Source organism: Pseudonocardia sp. Ae717_Ps2 (genome assembly GCF_001932475.1).
In the GTDB taxonomy this organism is placed as follows: Bacteria; Actinomycetota; Actinomycetes; order Mycobacteriales; family Pseudonocardiaceae; genus Pseudonocardia.
Genome location: NZ_MCIS01000001.1, coordinates 3,328,643 through 3,349,618, shown reverse-complemented (window position 1 = coordinate 3,349,618; position 20,976 = coordinate 3,328,643). Strand labels below are relative to the sequence as shown.

Here is a 20,976-nt window from a genome sequence, read left to right as displayed (position 1 = left end):
CCTGATGAGCACCCCCTCGGAGAAGGTCGTCGTCGCCCTGCGGGCATCGATCAAGGAGACCGAGCGGCTCCGCCGGCAGAACCGGGACCTGCGGGCGGCGTCGAACGAGCCCGTCGCGATCGTCGCCATGGGCTGCCGCTTCCCGGGCGGTGTCACCGACCCGGACGAGCTCTGGCAGCTCGTCGACTCCGGCCGCGACGCCGTGGGCGGGTTCCCCACCGACCGCAACTGGGACCTCGACGCCCTGCACGCCGGGACCGTCGACGACCGCGGCACCGAGGTCAGCCTGCAGGGCGGGTTCCTCGACGGGGTCGCCGACTTCGACCCCGGCTTCTTCGGGATCTCCCCGCGCGAGGCGGTCACCATGGACCCGCAGCAGCGGCTGCTGCTGGAGCTGGCCTGGGAGACCTTCGAACGCGCCGGGCTGGACCCGTCCACGCTGCGCGGCAGCCGCACCGGCGTCTACGTGGGCACCAACGGCCAGGACTACGCGCACCTGCTCATCCGCTCGATGGACGACGCCACCGGCGACATCGGTACCGGCATCGCCGCCGGCGCCGTCTCCGGGCGGCTGTCCTACGAGCTCGGCCTTGAGGGCCCCACGGTCACCGTGGACACCGCCTGCTCGTCGTCGCTGGTGTCGATGCACCTGGCGGCGCAGGCGCTGCGGGCCGGTGAGTGCGGTCTCGCGCTCGCCGGCGGCGTCAACGTGATGGCGACCCCCGGCTCACTGGTCGAGTTCAGCCGCCAGGGCGGGCTGGCCCGTGACGGACGCTGCCGCTCCTTCTCCGACGACGCCGACGGCACCGGCTGGGCCGAGGGCGCCGGACTCGTCCTGCTGGAGCGGCTGTCCGACGCACGCGCGCACGGGCACCCGGTGCTCGCGGTGCTGCGCGGGTCCGCGGTCAACTCCGACGGCGCCTCCAACGGCTTCACCGCGCCCAGCGGGCGGGCCCAGCAGCGGGTCATCCGCGCGGCGCTGGAGCGGGCCGGTCTCGGGCCGGGCGAGGTCGACGTCGTCGAGGCGCACGGCACCGGCACGGTGCTCGGCGACCCGATCGAGGCCGGCGCGCTGTTGGCCACCTACGGCCGCGACCGCGAGCACCCGCTGCTGCTCGGCTCGGTCAAGTCGAACCTCGGCCACGCCCAGGCCGCGGCCGGGGTCGCCGGCGTGATCAAGATGGTGCAGGCCGTCCGGCACGGCGTCGCGCCGCAGACCCTGCACGTCACCCGGCCCAGCACCCGGGTGGAGTGGACCGAGGGGATCCAGCTGCTCGACCGGGCCCGGCCGTGGCCGGAGACCGGGCGGCCCCGGCGCGCCGCCGTCTCCTCGTTCGGGGTGAGCGGCACCAACGCCCACCTCGTCCTCGAACAGGCTCCCGAGCCTGAGCCCCCCGCGCAGGACGCACCCCGCCACCCGGACGCGGCCACCCCGCCGTGGCTGCTGTCCGCGCGCCGCTCCGAGGCGCTGGCCGGTCAGGCCCGGCGGCTGCTCGACCACCTCGACGCCCGCCCCGGTGTCCGCCCGCTCGACGTCGCCTGCGCCCTGGCCACCACCCGCACCGCGTTCGAGCACCGGCTCGCCGTCGCCGACCGCGACGCCCTCGCCGCCTGGCTGGACGGCGCCCCCACCCCCGGGACCTGCACCGGCACGGTCACCGGCAGGCCCAGGACGGCGCTGCTGTTCTCCGGGCAGGGCTCGCAGCGTGCCGGAATGGGCTCCGGTCTGGCCCGGCGCTTCCCCGTCTTCGCCGACGCCCTCGCCGAGGTGCTCGACGAGCTCGGCCTGCCCGCCGACGCCCTGGACACCGTCTCCGACGACACCGGGTCGGCGCAGCCCGCGCTGTTCGCCTTCCACGTGGCCCTGTACCGGCTGCTGGGCTCGCTCGGTGTCGTCCCGGACATGGTCGGTGGGCACTCGGTCGGCGAGATCGCCGCCGCACACGTCGCGGGGGTGTTCCCGCTGGCCGACGCCTGCCGGCTGGTCTCCGCCCGCGCCGCGCTGATGGCCGCGCTCCCGCCCGGCGGCGCCATGATCGCGGTCGAGGCCACCGAGGACCAGGTGCGACCGCTGCTGACCCCCGGGGTGGCGATCGCCGCGGTGAACGGCCCGTCCGCGGTCGTGCTGTCCGGCGCGGAGGACGAGGTCGTCGCGATCGCGGGCGGGTTCCGGCACACCCGCCTGCCGGTCTCGCACGCGTTCCACTCGCCCCTGATGGACCCGGTCCTCGACCGGTTCCGGTCGGTCGCCGAGAGCCTGACCTACCGGCGGCCGACGCTGCCGGTGGTGTCCAACCTGACCGGTGGCCTCGTCGGCGCTGAGCTGTGCGACCCGCAGTACTGGGTGCGGCACCTGCGCGGCACCGTCCGCTTCGCCGACGGACTGGCCGCGCTCGCCGCGGCCGGGGCCGGGGTGTTCGTCGAGGCCGGGCCGAGCGGTGCGCTCACCGCGAGCGCCGCGGGCACCGCCGAGCTGGTGCCCACCCTGCGCCGCACCGGCGCCGAGGAGCCCGCGCTGCTGGCCGCCCTGGGCCGGCTGCACACCGCCGGGGTCCCCGTCGACTGGGCGGCGGTCCACGAGGGCACCGGCGCCCGGCCGGTCGACCTCCCGGTCTACGCGTTCGCGCACAGCCGGTTCTGGCCCGAGGTGTCGGTGCGGGTCGCCGACGCCGCCGGCCTCGGCGTGTCCCCGGCCGGGCACCCGCTGCTGGGGGCGGTCACCACCGTCGCCGGGTCCGACGAGGTGCTGCTCACCGGGTCGCTGTCGACCGCCACCCACCCGTGGCTGGCCTCGGCCGACGGTCCCGGGCTGCTCCCCGCCACCGCCGTGCTGGAGCTCGCGCTGCACGCCGCGCACACCGTCGGGGCCGCCGGCGTGGCGGAGCTGACCGTCGACCCGCCGCTGCACCTGCCCGCGGGCACCGCGATGCGGCTGCAGCTGCGCGTCGGTCCGCCGGACGCCGACGGGAACCGCCCGCTGCACCTGCACGCCCGCCCGGACGACGGCACCGAGGGCCCCTGGACCCGGCACGCCACCGGCACCCTCGCCGCGCCCGGAACCACCGGCCCGGCCGCGACCACCGACACCGCGTGGCCTCCGGCCGGTGCCGTCGTCACCGACCTCGCCCCGGCCGTCGACGAGCTCGCCGCGGCCGGGCTGCCCGCCGCGCCCGTCTTCGCCGGTGTGCGGTCGGTCTGGCGCCGCGACGACGACCTGTTCGCCGAGATCGCGCTGCCCGAGCAGGACGGCGACGCCTGGGGCCTGCACCCGGCGCTGCTGGAGGCCGCGCTGCACCCGGTCGTCCTCGACGGCCCCACCGCGCTGGCCCCCGTCACCTGGCGGGACGTGCGGCTGCACGCCGCGGGCGCGTCGGTGCTGCGGGTCCGCATCACCCGGGACCGCACCGCCGGCACCGACGGCACCGCCACAGCCGCCACCGCGGTACTGCTGGCCGCCACCGACGTCACCGGCGCGGCGGTGCTCACCACCGGCCCGGTGACGCTGGGCCCGGCGCCGCGCCCGGACTCCGCGACCACCGCCGCGCACGACGCGGCGGGGCTGCTGCTGCGCACCGACTGGGTGCCGGTCGAGCTCCCCGCCGCCGGCCCGACGGTGCCCGATCCCACGGTGCTCGATCCCACCGTGCTCGACCTCACCGGCGACCCCTCTGCCGGCGCCGCCGGGGTGCACGCGCTCACCGCGCGGGCGCTGGCGGCGGTCCAGGCCCACCTCGCCGCGGACGGCGACGACACCCGCGCCGGCGGGGGAGCCCTGCTGGTCCGCACCCACGGTGCCACCGGCGGCGACGACCCGGCCGCCGCGGGCGCCTGCGGACTCCTGCGCTCGGCCCAGACCGAGAACCCCGGCCGCATCCTGCTCGTCGACACCGACGACAGCCCCGCCTCCGCCGCGCTGCTGCCCCGGCTGCCCGCGCTGCTCGCGGCGGGGGAGACGGCCGTCGCCGTCCGGGACGGGGCCGTCCGCGCCCCGCGGCTGGTCCCCGCACCCGCTCCCGCGGGCTCCGGCAGCGGACGGCCGTGGGACCCCGAGGGCACCGTCCTGCTCACCGGCGGCACCGGCGGGCTCGGCGCCGAACTCGCCCGTCACCTCGTCGCGGGCGGGGCCCGCCACCTCACCCTGCTCAGCCGCCGCGGGGACGGGGCCCCCGGCGCCGCCGACCTCGTCACCGAGCTGGAGCAGGCGGGCGCGCGGATCGTCGTGCACGCGTGCGACGTCGCCGACCGGGCCGCGCTCGCCGCGGTCGTCGACGGGCTGGAGCGCCCCCTCACCGCGGTGGTGCACGCCGCGGGCGTCCTCGACGACGGTGTCGTCGCCGCCCTCACCCCGGAGCGGCTCGACGCGGTGCTCGCCCCCAAGGTCGACGCCGCCTGGCACCTGCACGAGCTCACCGCCGACCTCGACCCGGCCGCGTTCGTGCTCTACTCCTCGGTCTCGGGCATGCTCGGCGCCCCCGGCCAGGGCAACTACGCAGCCGCCAACAGCGCCCTCGACGCGCTCGCCGCGCACCGCCGCGGACACGGCCTGCCCGCCGTCTCACTGGCCTGGGGGGCCTGGGCGCAGGACGCGGGCATGACCGCCACCCTCGCCGACACCCGCCGGATCACCGCGGCCGGCGCCCCGATGCTGAGCGTCGAGCAGGGCCTCGCCGCGTTCGACGCGGCCCTGCGCCTCGACGAGCCGGTCCTCGCGGTCCTGCCGCGCGCCCTCGCCGCGCCGGCACCGACCGGGGCGGTGCCCGCGCTGCTGCGCGTGCTCGCCGGGACCGGACGCCGCCGCGCCGCCGACGGCCGCGGCGGCACCGCGCACGACTGGGCCGACCGGCTCGCCGGACTCGATCCCGAGGACCGGGCCGACCGGCTCACCGCGCTGGTCCGCGACGCCGCCGCGGCGGTCCTGGGCTACGACTCGTCCGCCGCGATCACCGACGACGCCGAGTTCCGCCGCCTGGGCGTCGACTCGCTCACCGCGCTGGAGCTGCGCAACCACCTCGCCGCCGCGACCGGGCTGACCCTGCCCTCGACGCTGGTGTTCGACCACCCGACCCCACGTGCGGTCGCCGCGCTGCTGCTCGAGGAGATCCTCGGCGCCACCTCCGCCACCCCGGCCACCGTCGTCCGCACCGCCGACGGTGCGGACCCCGTCGTCGTCGTCGGGATGGGCTGCCGCTTCCCCGGCGGCGTGCGTTCGCCCGAGGAGCTGTGGGAGCTGCTCGCACAGGGCCGCGACGTCGTCACCGGGTTCCCCACCGACCGCGGGTGGGCCGACGGCCCGCTCGCCGGGGTCGAGGGCCGTGGTGGGTTCCTCGACAGCGCCACCACCTTCGACCCGGCGGTGTTCGGGATCTCCCCGCGCGAGGCGACCGCGATGGACCCGCAGCAGCGCCAGTTGCTGGAGGTCACCTGGGAGTCCCTGGAGCGGGCCGGCATCGACGCGGCCTCGCTGCGCGGCAGCGCCACCGGGGTCTGGGTCGGCACCAACGGCCAGGACTACACGCACCTGGTCGTGCAGTCCGACCAGGACGTCGAGGGACACGCCAGCACCGGGCTGGCCGCCGCGGTCATGTCCGGGCGGCTGTCGTACACCTTCGGTCTGGAGGGGCCCTCGCTGACCGTCGACACGGCCTGCTCGTCGTCGCTGGTCGCGCTGCACCTCGCCGTCCGGTCGCTGCGCAGCGGCGAGACCTCCCTCGCCCTCGCCGGCGGCGTCACCGTGATGTCGACGCCGATGAACTTCGTCGGGTTCGACGCCCAGGGCGGACTGTCCCCGGACGGTCGCTGCCGCGCCTTCTCCGACGACGCGTCCGGCACCGGCTGGTCCGAGGGGGCGGGCATGCTGGTCCTGGAGCGGCTGTCCGACGCCCGCGCGCACGGACATCCGGTGCTCGCCGTGCTGCGCGGGACCGCCCTCAACTCCGACGGTGCCTCCAACGGGCTCACCGCCCCCAACGGGCCCGCCCAGCAGCGCGTCATCCGCGCCGCCCTGGCCGACGCCGGGCTCGCCCCGGCCGAGGTCGACGCCGTCGAGGCACACGGCACCGGGACGGTGCTCGGCGACCCGATCGAGGCCCAGGCCCTGATCGCCACCTACGGCCGGGACCGCGAGCACCCGCTGCTGCTCGGCACCGTGAAGTCCAACCTCGGCCACACCCAGGGCGCCGCCGGCGTCGCCGGAATGATCAAGTCGGTGCTGGCGCTGCAGCACGCCGAGCTGCCCGCCACCCTGCACGTCGCCGCACCCACCGGGCACGTCGACTGGGCCGACGGCGCGGTGTCGCTGCTCACCGGACACACGCCGTGGCCCTCGACCGGGCGTCCGCGCCGGATCGGCGTCTCCTCCTTCGGGCTGTCCGGGACCAACGCGCACGTCCTGGTCGAGCAGGCCCCGCCGGAGACGCTGCCGGAGACACCGCCCGAGGCGGCGCCCGCCCCCGACGTGGTGCCCGCGGTCGTGCCGTGGCCGCTGTCGGCCGCCGACGACGAGACCCTCGACGCGCTCGCCGCGCGGGTGACCGCCGCGGGCACCGACCCGCTGGACACCGGCCTGACCCTCGCCACCCGCCGCACCCGCCTGGACCGGCGCGCCGTGCTGCTGGCCGGCCGCGACGGGGCGGCCGCACCCGTCGAGGTCGCCCGCGGCACCGCGGGCGGCGGGCGCCCGGCGCTGCTGTTCTCCGGGCAGGGCGCCCAGCGCCCCGGGATGGGTCGCGAGCTCCACGCCCGCTTCCCGGTGTTCGCCGCGGCCCTCGACGAGGCCCTGGCGGTCCTCGACCCACGGGTGCGCGAGGTCATGTGGGGCACCGACGCCGACGCACTGGCCGACACCGCGGTCACCCAGCCGGCGCTGTTCGCGGTGGAGACCGCGCTGTACCGGCTGCTGGAGTCCTTCGGGGTCCGCCCGGTCGCCGTCGGTGGCCACTCGGTCGGCGAGATCACCGCGGCCCACGTCGCGGGTGTGCTCTCGCTCGCCGACGCCGCCGCCCTGGTCACCGCCCGCGCCACGCTCATGGCGGAGCTGCCCGCGGGGGGCGTGATGGTGGCGCTGCGGGTCACCGAGGACGCCGCCCGGGCCGCGCTGGCGGCCGCGGGCACCGCACTCGTCGACGTCGCGGCCGTGAACGGACCCCGTTCGGTGGTGCTCTCCGGCGAGGCCGCCGCCGTCGAGGCGGTCCGCGTCCGGCTCGGCGTCGAGGGCACCCGGCTGCCGGTGTCGCACGCGTTCCACTCGCCGCTGGTCGATCCGGTGCTGGAGCGGTTCGCCGGCGTCGTCGCCGGGCTGCGCCTGTCCGCGCCGCGGATCCCGGTGCTGTCCGGGACCGGCGGTGCCCTCGCCGGGGACGAGATCACCGACCCCGCCCACTGGGTGAGGCACGTGCGGGCCACGGTGCGGTTCGCCGACGTCGTCGACGCCGCGCGCGCCGCCGGGGCGGACACGCTGCTGGAGGTCGGTCCGGACGCCGTGCTGGCACCGTTGGCCGACGGGATCGTCCCGACGCTGCGCCGCGACCGGGACGAGGAGACCGCGCTCGCCACCGCGCTCGCCCGGCTCCACGTGGCGGGCGTGCCGGTGCGGTGGGGCCCGTGGTTCGACGGGACCGCGGCCCGGCCGGTGGACCTGCCGGTCTACCCGTTCCGCCGGGACCGGTACTGGCTCGACCCCGCCGCCCGCGCCACCGGCGCCGACCCGGGGGAGTCCGCGTTCTGGGCCGCCGTCGAGCAGGGCGACCTGGAGTCGCTGGCCGCCACCCTCGACCTCGACGACGACGCGGTCTCCGCGGTCGTCCCGGCGCTGTCGGCCTGGCGGCGGCGCCGCCGCACCGAGGGCGCCGTCGACGCCGTCCGGTTCCGCGAGACCTGGGAGCCGGTCACTCCCGCCGCCCCCGCGCGACCGGGCCGGGTCCTGCTGGTCGCCCGGACCGCCGACCCCGGCACCGATCCCGACACCGCCGCCGTGGCCGCGGCGCTGCGCGACGCCGGTGCGACGGTGGCCGGGCCGGTCGCCGTCGACGACGTGGCGCTCGCCGACCGCGGCGCGCTGGCCGCCCTGGTCGGCTCGGCCGGGTCCGGCGCGGACCGCGTCGTGTCCCTGCTCGGACTGCACCCCGACACCCACAGCGCGCTCACCGGCACCCTCACCCTCGTCCAGGCCCTCGGCGACGCCGGTGTCGACGCGCCGCTGTGGACACTCACCCGCGGCGCCGTCGGCACCGGTGGCGCCGACCCCGCTCCGGTCCCTGAGCGCGCCGCGCTCTGGGGGCTCGGCCGGGTCGCGGCGCTCGAGCACCCCACCCGCTGGGCCGGGCTCGCCGACCTGCCCACCGACCTCGACGGCCGGGCCGCCCGCCGGCTCGTCGCCGTCCTCACCGGTGCGGGTGAAGAGGACCAGGTCGCGGTGCGCGACAACGGCGTGCTGGGGCGGCGGCTGGTCACCTACCCGGTCGGCGCCACCGCCGAGGCCCCGGCTCCCGGCTGCGTCCTGGTCACCGGCGGCACCGGTGCGCTCGGCGCGCACGTGGCCCGTGACCTCGCCCGTCGCGGCACCCGCCGGCTGGTGCTGCTTGGCCGCCGCGGCCCCGACGCCGCCGGAGCGGCCGAGCTGTCCGCCGAGCTGACCGCGCTCGGCGCCGAGCCGGTCCTGGTCGCCGCCGACGTCACCGACCGCGACGCACTGGCCCGCGTACTCGACGCACACCCCGTCGACGGCGTCGTGCACGCCGCGGGTGTCCTCGACGACGGCGCGCTCGACTCCCTGACCCCGGACCGGTTCGACACGGTGTGGCGGACCAAGGTCACCGCCGCGCGGCTGCTCGACGAGCTGACCCGGGACCACCCGGTCGCGCTGTTCGTCCTGTTCTCCTCGGTCGCCGGCGCGGTCGGCAACCCCGGCCAGGGCAACTACGCCGCCGCCAACGCCGCCCTGGACGCGCTCGCGGCGGCCCGCCGCGCCGACGGCCTGCCGGCGGTGTCGGTGGCCTGGGGGGCATGGGCCGGCGACGGCATGGCCGCCGGCGACGACGCGGACCGGGCCCGTCGCCGCTCCGGCTCCACCGCGCTCGACCCGGCGCTGGCCCTGTCCGCGCTGTGGCGCTCGGCCGACGGCCCGGCCGCCGCCCCGGTGGTCGCCGAGCTGGCCCGCCCCCAGCTGCTCACCTCGCTGCTGTCGCTGCGCCCGTCGCCGCTGCTGTCGGCGCTGCCCGGCGCCCGGGCCGCCGCGGACGCGGCCGCCGGGACACCGAGCGGGCCGGCGGGGAGCTGCGCGCCCGGCTGTCCGGGCTGCGCGGCACCGACCGGATCGAGCCGGTCCTGGACCTGGTGCGCGCCACCGCCGCCGCCGTGCTCGGCCACACCGGGACCGACCGGATCCCCGCCGAGCGCCCGTTCCGTGACCTCGGGATCGACTCGCTCACCGCGGTGGAGCTGCGCGACCGGCTCGCCGCCGTCACCGGGCTCGCCGTGCCCGCCGCGCTGGTGTTCGACCACCCCACCCCGCGGGCGGTGGCCCGGCACCTGCTCGACGAGCTCGACCCGGCCGGTGACGCTGCCGATGACGCCGCCGCCCCGACCACGTCCGTGGCCGGCCCGGACGACCGGAACGACCCGGTCGTCGTCGTCGGCGCCGCCTGCCGGTTCCCCGGCGGCATCGCCTCGCCCGAAGACCTCTGGACCGTCCTCGCCGAGGGCCGCGACGTGATCGGCCCGTTCCCCACCGACCGCGGCTGGGACCTCACGGCGCTGGCCGGCGACGGTCCCGGCGCCAGCGCGACCGCCCGGGGCGGGTTCCTCGACGGCGTCGCCGACTTCGACGCCGCGTTCTTCGACATCTCCCCGCGCGAGGCGCTCGCCATGGACCCCCAGCAGCGGCTGCTGCTGGAGACGTCCTGGGAGTCCCTGGAGCGCTCCGGCACCGAACCGACGAGCCTGCGCGGATCCCGGACCGGGGTGTTCGTGGGCACCAACGGGCAGGACTACCAGCGCGTCGTCCTCGGCTCCCGGGAGGACCTGGAGGGCCACGCCGGCACCGGGCTGGCCGCCAGCGTCATCTCCGGGCGCCTGTCCTACGCGCTCGGGCTGGAGGGGCCCGCCGTCACCGTCGACACCGCGTGCTCCTCGGCGCTGGTCGCGCTGCACCTCGCCGCCCAGGCGCTGCGGGCCGGCGAGTGCGACCGTGCCCTGGTCGGCGGGGTCACCGTGATGGCCACCCCGACCTCGTTCGGCGGGTTCTCCCGGCAGGGCGGGCTCGCCGCCGACGGCCGCGTGAAGGCCTTCTCCCACGACGCCGACGGCACCGCCTGGTCCGAGGGCGCGGCCGTGGTCGTCGTGGAGCGGCTCTCCGAGGCCCGCCGGCACGGCCATCCCGTGCTCGCGGTGCTCCGCGGCTCGGCGGTCAACTCCGACGGCGCCTCCAACGGGCTCACCGCGCCGAACGGGCCGTCCCAGCAGCGGGTCATCCGGGCCGCGCTCGCCGCGGCCGGGCTCGACGCCGCCGACGTCGACGTCGTCGAGGCGCACGGCACCGGCACCGCACTCGGCGACCCGATCGAGGCGCAGGCACTGCTGGCCACCTACGGCCGCGCCGACCGCGACGCGCCGTTGCGGCTCGGCTCGGTGAAGTCGAACATGGGCCACACCCAGGCCGCCGCCGGCATGGCCGGGCTGCTCAAGATCGTCCTCGCGATGCGGCACGGGAAACTGCCCCGCACCCTGCACGTCGAGCGACCCACCGGCCGGGTGGACTGGGCCGACCGGATCGCGCTGCTCACCGAGCCGCTCCCGTGGCCAGCCGGCGGACGCACCCGCCGCGCCGGGCTCTCCTCGTTCGGCATCAGCGGCACCAACGCGCACGTGGTGCTGGAGGAGCCGCCGCCCGGGGAACCGGCTCCGGCCCGCCCCGGGCCGGAGGACGCGCTCGTCCCGTGGCCGGTCTCCGCCCGCAGCGCGCGCTCCCTGCAGGAGCGGGTCGCGCAGCTGCACGCCCTCGACCCGGCCGGCCCCGGCGCCCGGTCCGACATCGGCGCCGCGCTGGCCGCCACCCGGGCGGTGCACGAGCACCGCGCCGTGTTCGCCGCGGGCCCGGACGGTCTCACCGAGCTGGCCAGCGGCGTCGCCGGGGAGCCGGGCACCGCGGTCCTGTTCTCCGGGCAGGGCAGCGTCCGGCTCGGTGCGGGCCGCGAGCTGCACGCCCGCTTCGACGTCTTCGCCGACGCCTTCGACGCCTGTGCCGCCGAACTGGACCGCCACCTCGACCGTCCGCTGCGCGAGGTGCTCTGGGGCGAGGACCCCGCGCTGCTCGAACGCACCCGCTACGCCCAGCCCGCCCTGTTCGCCGTCGGCGTGGCCTCGTTCCGGCTGGTCACCGCGCTCGGCGTGCGGCCCCGGCACGTCGCGGGGCACTCGATCGGCGAGATCACCGCCGCCCACGTCGCCGGGATGCTGTCGCTGCCCGACGCCGCCCGCCTGGTCACCGCCCGCGGCGCGCTGATGGACGCGCTGCCCGAGGGCGGCACGATGGTCGCCGTCCGGGCGACCGAGGCCGACGCCCTCGCGGCGCTGCGCGACGGCGTGTCGCTGGCCGCGGTGAACGCGCCCGGTTCCGTAGTGCTGTCCGGGGACGCCGACACCGTGGCGGAGGTCGCCGCCGGGCTGGGGGAGACCACCCCGCTGCGGGTCGGGCACGCCTTCCACTCCGCACGGATGGACCCGGTGCTCGACGACCTCGACGCGGTCGCCGCCGGGCTGGAGCTCACCGAGCCGCAGATCGGTCTGGTGTCCACCCTGACCGGTGGTCCCGCCGGCCCCGACGAGCTCGGCGCGCCCGACCACTGGTCCCGGCACGCCCGTGGGACCGTCCGGTTCTCCGACGCACTGGCCACGCTGGCCGCCGCGGGAGCCACCGCGTTCCTGGAGCTCGGTCCGGACACCGCGCTGTCCGGGCTGGTCCCCGCGACGGTGCCGGACGCCGTCGCCGTCCCGCTCCTGCGGCGGGACCACGACGAGCTCCGCACCGCCGCGACCGCGCTGGCCCGGCTCCACACCGCAGGCGCCGACGTCGACTGGACCGCCTGGTTCGCCGGGTGCGGCACCCGGCCGGTGGAGCTCCCGACCTACCCGTTCGACCGTGCGCGGTACTGGCCCGCCGCCGCACCCACCGTCCGGCCCGGTGACGTCTCCGGGCTCGGTCTGGAGTCCCCGGGGCACCCGCTGCTCGGGGCGTCGGTCGCGATGGCCGGCTCCGAGGAGGTCGTGCTCACCGGACGGGTGTCGGCCGCGACCCTGCCGTGGCTGGCCGACCACGTCGTTGGTGGGTCGGTGCTGTTCCCCGGCACCGGCTTCCTCGAGCTGGCGCTGCGGGCCGGGGACCTCGTCGGCTGCGAGCGGGTCGGTGAGCTGACCCTCGCCGTGCCGCTGGTCGTCCCGGACGGCGGGGCGGCCGAGATCCAGGTCCGCGTCGGTGCCCCGGACGGCGGACGGCGCCCGCTGTCGGTCTGGGCCCGCGAGGCGGGCTCCGGTGACGACTGGACCGGCCACGCCGAGGGCACCCTGACCCCGCGCACCGGCACCGTCCCCGCACCCGTCGCCACGGCCTGGCCGCCGCCCGGGGCCGAGGAGCTCGACCCCGCCGCGTTCTACGACGGCACCGCCGCCGCAGGCGGCCTGGACTACGGCCCGGCGTTCCGCGGCGTCCGCGCCGCCTGGCGGGACGGCGAGGACGTCCTCGCCGAGATCGAGTCCGACCCCGTCACCGAGGACGCCGCGTTCTACGGGGTGCACCCGGCGCTGCTCGACGCCGCGCTGCACGCCGCGGCACTGCTCCCGGACGCACCCCGCGGGCTGCCGTTCGACTGGTCCGGAGTGACCCTGCACGCCACCGGTGCCCCGCTGCTGCGGGTGCGGGTCGTCCACGCCGGGGACGGCGCCGTCCGGGTCGAGGCAGCCGACGCGGCAGGGGACCCCGTGCTGTCGGTCGACGCGCTGGCCCTGCGCGAGCCCACCGCCCCGGCCGACCCGGCACGCACGCGCACCGCCGAGTCCCTGTTCCGGCCCGGGTGGACACCGCTGGACGTCCCGCCGGGGATGCCCGAGCCGGTGCGCTGGGCCCTGCACGGCCCGGACGTCCACGGGGTGGCCGACGCGCTCACCGCCGCGCTCGGCGCCCCCGTCGCCGACGGGGGGACGCCGGAGCTCGTGGTCGCCGGTGTGGCCGGTGGCGCGACCCCGGACGCGGTCCGCGCGAGCACCCACGCCGTGCTCGCGGTGCTGCAGGGCGCCGTCGCCGACCCGGACGGACCGCGCACGGTCTTCCTCACACGCGGTGCCGCGGGCGCGGGCGATCCGGTCACCGACCTCGCCGCCGCCGCCGCGACCGGTCTCGTCCGGTCCGCCCAGGCGGAGAACCCCGGCCGGTTCCTCGTCGTCGATCTGCCCGCCGACACCGTCGACGTGGCCGCCGAGGCCGCTGCGCCGCGGGTGCTCGCCGCGGCGCTCGCACGGGCCGACGAACAGCAGGTCGCCGTCCGCGGGACCGGGATCCTCGCCGCGCGGCTGGACCGGGCCCGGCCCGAGACCTCGGGACTGCTGCCCCCGGTGGGCGTCCCGTGGCGGCTCGACACCGCCGGCGGCGGCAGCCTGGCCGCGCTCACCCTCGCCCCCGCGCCCGACGCCGACGGCCCGCTCGGCGCCCGGGAGGTCCGGGTCGCGGTCCGCGCGGCCGGCCTGAACTCCCGGGACGTCCTCAACGCGCTGGGCATGTACCCGGGCGAGGCGGGCATGTTCGGCGCCGAGGCCGCCGGCGTGGTCGTCGCGACCGGGCCGGAGGTCACGTCGCTGGCGGTCGGCGACGCGGTCGCCGGCATGCTGTTCGGCGGGTTCGGCCCGCTCGGCACCGCCGACGAACGGCACCTCGCCCGGATCCCGGACGGCTGGTCGTTCGAGCGTGCCGCCTCGGTCCCGCTGGTGTTCCTCACCGCCTACCACGGCCTGGTCGACCTGGCGGGGGTCCGGCCGGGCGAGCGGGTCCTGGTGCACGCCGGTGCGGGTGGCGTCGGCATGGCGGCGATCCAGCTGGCCCACCACCTGGGTGCCGAGGTGTACGCCACCGCGAGCCCGGCCAAGCAGGACGTGCTGCGCTCGCTCGGCGTCGCCGACGACCACATCGCCTCCTCCCGCGACCTCGGCTTCGCGAGCGCGTTCGGCGGCGTCGACGTGGTCCTCAACGCGCTCGCCGGCGAGTTCGTCGACGCCTCGCTCGGGCTGCTCGGGCCCGGCGGCCGGTTCCTGGAGATGGGCAAGACCGACCTGCGCGACCCGGCCTCGCTGCCGGCCGACATCGTCTACCGGCCCTTCGACCTCGGTCAGGTCGACCCGGAGCGGATCCGGGAGATGCTCGACGCCCTGCTGGTGCTGTTCGCCGACGGTGCGATCGAGCCGCTCCCGACCCGCACCTGGGACGTGCGCCGGGCTCCCGAGGCGTTCCGGTTCATGAGCCGGGCCCAGCACGTCGGCAAGATCGTCCTCACCGTCCCGGCGGGGCCCGACCCGGACGGCACCGTGCTGATCACCGGCGGCACCGGCGGGCTGGCCGCCGAGCTGGCCCGGCACCTCGTCGACGGCGGCGCGCGGCACCTGACCCTGGTCAGCCGCCGCGGCCCGGACGCCCCCGGCGCGGCCGAGCTCGTCGCCGACCTGCGGGCGGGCGGGGCGCAGGTCGCGGTGCACGCCTGCGACGTCGCCGACCGCGACGCTCTCGCCGCGGTGCTCGCCGGTCTGGAACGGCCGCTGACCGCGGTGGTGCACGCGGCCGGGATCCTCGACGACGGCGTCGTCGGCTCGCTCACCCCGGAGCGGCTCGACCGCGTGCTCGCCCCCAAGGTCGACGCCGCCTGGCACCTGCACGAGCTGACCGCCGGGCTCGACCTCGCCGCGTTCGTCCTCTACTCCTCGGTCTCGGGGGTCATGGGCAGCGCCGGGCAGGGCAACTACGCCGCGGCCAACGGCTACCTCGACGCACTGGCCCAGCACCGCCGCGGGCTCGGGCTCCCCGCCGTCTCCCTGGCCTGGGGTGCCTGGGCGCCGACCACCGGCATGACCGCGGCGCTCGACGCCGCGGCCCTGGAACGGATGGAACGGTCCGGGATGCCGCCGCTGTCGCTCGAGCAGGGCCTCGCCCTCTACGACGCGGCCACCCTGGTCGACGACCCGGTCGTCGTCCCCGCCCGGGTCACCGCGGGCAGCGGTGCCGGACCGGCACCGGACGCCGCGACCGTGCCGCCGCTGCTGCGCGGCCTGGTCCGCACCCGGCGCACCGCCGCGGGCGGCGGGGACGGCCGCGCCAGGGACCGGCTCACCGGCCTCGCCGCCGACGACCGGCCGGACGCGGTCCGCGCCCTGGTCCGCGCCGAGACCGCGGCCGTGCTCGGACACGCCTCGCCCGAGGGCCTCGACGGCACCGCCGAGTTCCGCCAGCTCGGACTCGACTCGCTGACCGCGGTCGAGCTGCGGAACCGGCTCACCGCCGGCACCGGGCTGAGTCTGCCCGCCACGCTCGTCTTCGACTACCCGACACCCGACGCGCTCGCCGCGCACCTGCTCGGCGAGCTCTTCGGCGACCCGGACGCCCCCGCGGACACCTCGGCCGCCGCACCGGCCCGCGTCACCGATGACGACCCCGTCGTCGTGGTCGGGATGAGCTGCCGGTTCCCCGGCGGTGTCCGGTCCCCGGAGGACCTGTGGCAGCTCCTCGTGGAGGAGCGCGACGCCACCGGTCCGCTGCCCACCGACCGCGGCTGGGACCTCGCCGCGCTGGCCGGCCAGGGGCCGGGCTCCAGTGCGACGGCCCGCGGCGGCTTCCTCGACTCGATCGCCGAGTTCGACCCGGAGTTCTTCGGGATCTCCCCGCGCGAGGCGCTGTCGATGGACCCGCAGCAGCGGCTGGTGCTCGAGGCGTCCTGGGAGGCGTGCGAGCGCGCCGGGATCGACCCGACCGCCCTGCGCGGCACCCCGACCGGGGTGTTCGTCGGCACCGGCGGCGCCGAGTACGCGCACCTGCTGTTCGGCTCGCCGGAGAGCATGGAGGGCTACTCCGGGACCGGCACCTCGGCCAGCGTCACCTCCGGCCGGGTGGCCTACGCCCTGGGCCTGGAGGGCCCCGCGATGACCGTCGACACTGCGTGCTCCTCGGCGCTGGTGGCGCTGCACCTCGGCGCGCAGTCGCTGCGCGCCGGCGAGTGCTCGCTCGCCCTCGCCGGTGGCGTGCAGCTCATGTCCACCCCCGGCGCCTTCATGGAGTTCACCCAGCAGGGCGGCCTCGCCCCGGACGGCCGGTGCAAGCCCTTCTCCGACGACGCCGACGGCACCGCCTGGTCCGAGGGCGTCGGCGTGATCGTGCTGGAGCGGCTGTCCGACGCCCGCCGCCGCGGCCACGAGGTCCTCGCGGTGCTGCGCGGCTCCGCGGTGAACTCCGACGGCGCCTCCAACGGTCTGACGGCCCCGAACGGGCCCGCCCAGCAGCGGGTCATCCGGGCGGCCCTGGCCGCGGCCGGGCTGTCCGCCGCCGAGGTGGACGCGGTCGAGGCGCACGGCACCGGCACGGTGCTCGGCGACCCGATCGAGGCCCAGGCGCTGCTGGCGACCTATGGGCGGGGGGAGCGCGAGCACCCTCTGCTGCTCGGGTCGGTCAAGTCCAACCTCGGCCACACCCAGGCCGCCGCCGGCGCGGTCGGCGTGGTCGCCACGGTGCAGGCGCTGCGGCACGGCGAGCTGCCGCGCACCCTGCACGTCACCGAGCCCTCCGGCCACGTGGACTGGTCGTCCGGGGCGGTGCGGCTGCGCACCGAGCGGACCCCGTGGCCGGACACCGGGCGGCCCCGCCGGGCCGCGGTGTCCTCGTTCGGGATCAGCGGCACCAACACCCACGTCGTGCTGGAGGCCGCACCCGAGCCGCCGCCCGTCGCGGAGCCCGCGACCGGGCAGGTGACCCCCGCCGTGGTGGCGCTGCCGGTGTCCACCCGGCACCCCGACGTGCTCGACGCGGCCCTCGACGACGTGCGGGACGCGGTGCGCGACCGGCGCCCGGTCGACGTCGCGTACTCCCTGGTGCGCGGCCGCGCGCGCTTCGAGCACCGCGCCGTCCTGCTCACCGGGCCCGAGGGCGGGACCCCCGCCGAGGTCGCGCGGGGGACCGCGACGCACCGCACGCTGGCCCTGCTGTTCTCCGGGCAGGGCACCCAGCGCCCTGGGATGGGGAGCGGGCTGTCCGCCCGCTTCCCGGTCTTCGCCGAGGCGCTCGAGGACGTGCTGGGCCGGCTCGGCGCCACCATCCCCGACGACCCGGAGGAGCTGCGCCGCACCGGGATCGCCCAGCCCGCGCTGTTCGCGCTGCAGGTCGCCCAGTACCGGCTCGTCGAGTCGTGGGGCATCCGCCCCGCCCTGCTCGGCGGGCACTCGGTCGGTGAGATCGCGGCCGCACACGTCGCCGGGGTGTTCTCCCTCGACGACGCCTGCACCCTCGTCGCCGCCCGGGCCCGGCTGATGGAGGCCCTGCCCGCGGGCGGCGCGATGGTCGCGGTCGCCGCCCCGGAGGAGACGGTCACACCGTTGCTGACCCCGCGCACCGCGATCGCCGCGGTGAACGGCCCGGCCTCGGTGGTGGTCGCCGGCGACGACGCCGAGGTGACCGCGATCGCCGCCACGCTCGCCGGCGCCGGGCACAGGACTAGCCGTTTGCCGGTCGGACATGCGTTCCACTCACCCCTGATGGAACCGGTGCTGGCGGAGTTCGCGACGGTCGTGGAGGGCCTGGCCCTGCACGCGCCGCGCATCCCCCTGCTCACCGGTGGCGACGACGACGTGACCGACCCCGGGTTCTGGGTGCGCCACGTCCGCGACACGGTCCGCTTCGCCGACACCGTCGCCCGGCTGTCCGACCGCGGCGCGACGGCGTTCCTGGAGCTCGGCCCGGACGGTGTGCTCACCGCGCTCGCCGCCGACCTCACCGGCGAGGGCGCCGTGCTCACCCCGCTGCTGCACGCCGACCGGCCCGAGGAGACGACCGCGCTCACCGCGCTCGCCCGGCTGCACGTCGCCGGCGTCGACGTCGACTGGGCCCCGGTGCTCGCCGGCACCGGCGCACGCACCGTCGACCTGCCCACCTACCCGTTCCGGCACCGCCGGTTCTGGCCGGCGACGGGCGCGGCCCCCGCCGACGCGGGCGGGCTCGGCCAGGAACCTGCCGGGCACCCGCTGCTCGGTGCCGCGGTCACCGTCGCGGACGGGGGCTGTGTCCTCACCGGGCGGCTCACCGCGGCCGCAGTGCCGTGGGCGGTCGGCGACGGCCCGGCCGAGCTGCCGTCGGCCACGCTCGTCGAGCTGGCCGTGCAGGCCGGCGACCGGGTCGGCTGCGACCGGGTCGCCGAGCTCACCGTGCACACCCCGCTCGTCGTCCCGGCCACCGGTGCGCTCGCGCTGCAGGTCCGCGCCGGTGACGACGACGGGTCCGGGCGCCACCCGGTCACCGTCCACTCCCGCACCGGGGACGCCCCGTGGGTTGCGCACGCCACCGGCGTGCTCGCCGGACCCGGCCCCGACGGTCCGGAGGTGCCCGCTGTCCTCCCGCAGGCCACCGGGACCGCCGAGGAGATCGCCCCGGTCGGTGCGCTCCCGGCGGACGGCCCGGTCTCGGTCCGCGGAGTGTGGCGGACCGACGACGGTGTCCTCGTCGAGATCGCGCTGGTGGAGACCCCGGGCCGGGGGCCGGTCGGCTGGGGACTGCACCCCGCGCTGCTCGACGCGGCCGTGCGCATCGCCGCCGCCGACGCCGGGGAGCCCGCCCTGCGGGCCACCGCCTGGCACGGGGCACGGCTGCACGCCACCGGCGCCACCGTGCTGCGGGTCGCCCTGCGCCCCGACGGCACCGGCGGCGTGCGGGTCTCGGCCCACGACGGCGCGGGCGCCCCGGTCCTCACCGTGGCCGCCACCCTCGCCGTCCCCGACGGGGCACCCGTGCGCCCGTCGCGCGGCGTCGGGGCGCTGCTGCGCACCGACTGGGTCCCGGCCGAGGACCTCGCCCCGGTCGACGTGGCGCGCTGGGCGGTGCTGGACCCCACCCCGGCCGGCGCCGCGCCGGACGCCGCCCGCACGGTGGCCGAGGCGCTGACCGGGACGGGACGCGAGGTCAGCGTGGTGGCCACGGTCGACGCGGTGCCCGACGGCACCGGGATGCTCGTGGTGCCGCTGCCCGCGAACACCGACGGGTCCGTCCCCGGCCGGGCCCGCGCGCTGGCCCACCGCACGCTCGGCGTCGTCACCGACCGGCTGGCCACCGAGCGCCCCGACCTGACGGTGCTGTTCCTGACCCGCGGCGGCGTCGCCGCCGCACCGGACGAACGGCTCGTCGACCCGGCCACCGGCACCGTGTGGGGGCTGGCCCGCTCGGCCCGTTCCGAGCACCCCGGCGTCTTCGCCGTCGCCGACACCGACGCCGGGTCGCTCGCCGCGCTCGCCACCCTCCCCGCCCTGCTCACGGCGGGGGAGACCGAGTTCGTCCTGCGCGACGGCGCGGTCCGGGTGCCCCGGCTCGCCCCGGCCGACGGACCCACCGACGGCACCGGGGACGGCCCGGTGCCCGGCTGGGACCCGGACGGGACCGTGCTCGTCACCGGTGGCACCGGCGGCCTGGGCGCCGAGCTGGCCCGGCACCTGGCCGGCCGGGGCCACCGCAACCTGCTGCTGGTCTCGCGCCGCGGCCCGGACGCCCCCGGCGCCCTGGAGCTGAGGGCCGAGCTCGCCGCGCACGGCGCGGAGGTCACCGTCGCCGCGGCCGACACCGCCGTGCGGGCCGACCTGGCCGCCGTGCTCGCCGCGGTCCCGGCCGAGCACCCGCTGACCGCGGTGGTGCACACCGCCGGTGTGCTCGACGACGGCACCGTCGGCTCGCTCACCGACGAGCGGCTCGACACCGTCCTCGCCCCGAAGGTCGACGGCGCCTGGCACCTGCACGACCTCACCCGCGACGCCGGGCTGCGCGGGTTCGTCCTCTACTCCTCGGTCGCCGGTGTGCTCGGCGCCGCGGGGCAGGCGAACTACGCCGCCGCGAACGTCGCCCTCGACGACCTGGCCCGACACCGGCACGACCTCGGCCTGCCCGGGCTGTCGCTCGCCTGGGGCCCCTGGGCGGCCGGGATGGGCGAGGCCGTCGCGGAACGGGCCGCCCGCACCGCGATGCCGCCGCTGGACACCGCCGACGGCCTGGCCCTGTTCGACGAGGCGGTGACCCGCACCGACCCGGTCCAGGTCGCCGTCCGCCTCGGCGGTGGCGGGGGCCGTCCGGCCGGACCGGTACCGCCGATCCTGCGCGGCCTGGTCGTCGGCGGCCGACGCAGCGCATCGGACCGGACGTCGTCGCAGGACCTGGCCCGGACCCTGGCGGAGATGGCGCCGGAGCGCCGCGAGGAGCACGTGCTGTCCCTCGTCACCCGCAGCGCCGCCGCGGTGCTCGGGCACGACGTCGCCGAGGTCACGGTCGACAAGGAGTTCCGGGCGCTCGGCGTCGACTCGCTCGCGGCGGTCGAGCTGCGCAACGGGCTCACCGCGGCGACCGGGCTGGCGCTGCCCTCGACCCTGGTGTTCGACTTCCCGACCCCGCTCGCGGTGGCCCGGCACCTGGTCGGCGAGCTGGTCGGCGCGACCGGCCCGGTGCCCGCGCTCACCGCCGAGCTCGACCGCCTCGACGCGGCACTCGCCTCGGCCGATCCGGCCGACCTCACCGGCGCCGACGTCCTCACGCGGCTGCGCCGGCTGCTCGCCCGGCACGAGGCCCGTGACCGGGGCCCCGGCGGGGCCGGGGTGGAGGACCGGATCCGCGAGGCGAGCGCCGAGGACGTCCTGGCCTTCATCGACAACGAGCTGGGCCGGGCCCGCAACGGCTCCGACCACTCCTGACCGCCGACCCGTCAGCCCAGAAGGAAG

Annotated in this window: 1 protein-coding gene and 1 pseudogene; both read left to right on the top strand. The window is 78.1% G+C overall.

Going from position 1 to position 20,976, the window contains the following annotated elements:
• Nucleotides 1-4: 4 nt before the first annotated feature.
• Nucleotides 5-9,004, top strand: a pseudogene (locus Ae717Ps2_RS39095) (SDR family NAD(P)-dependent oxidoreductase); the annotation flags it as partial.
• A gap of 326 nt (nt 9,005-9,330) precedes the next feature.
• Nucleotides 9,331-20,949: a type I polyketide synthase gene (locus Ae717Ps2_RS36145; protein ID WP_198932189.1), complete on the top strand. Its 11,619-nt coding sequence runs from the start codon at nt 9,331-9,333 to the stop codon at nt 20,947-20,949.
• Nucleotides 20,950-20,976 lie beyond the last annotated feature (27 nt).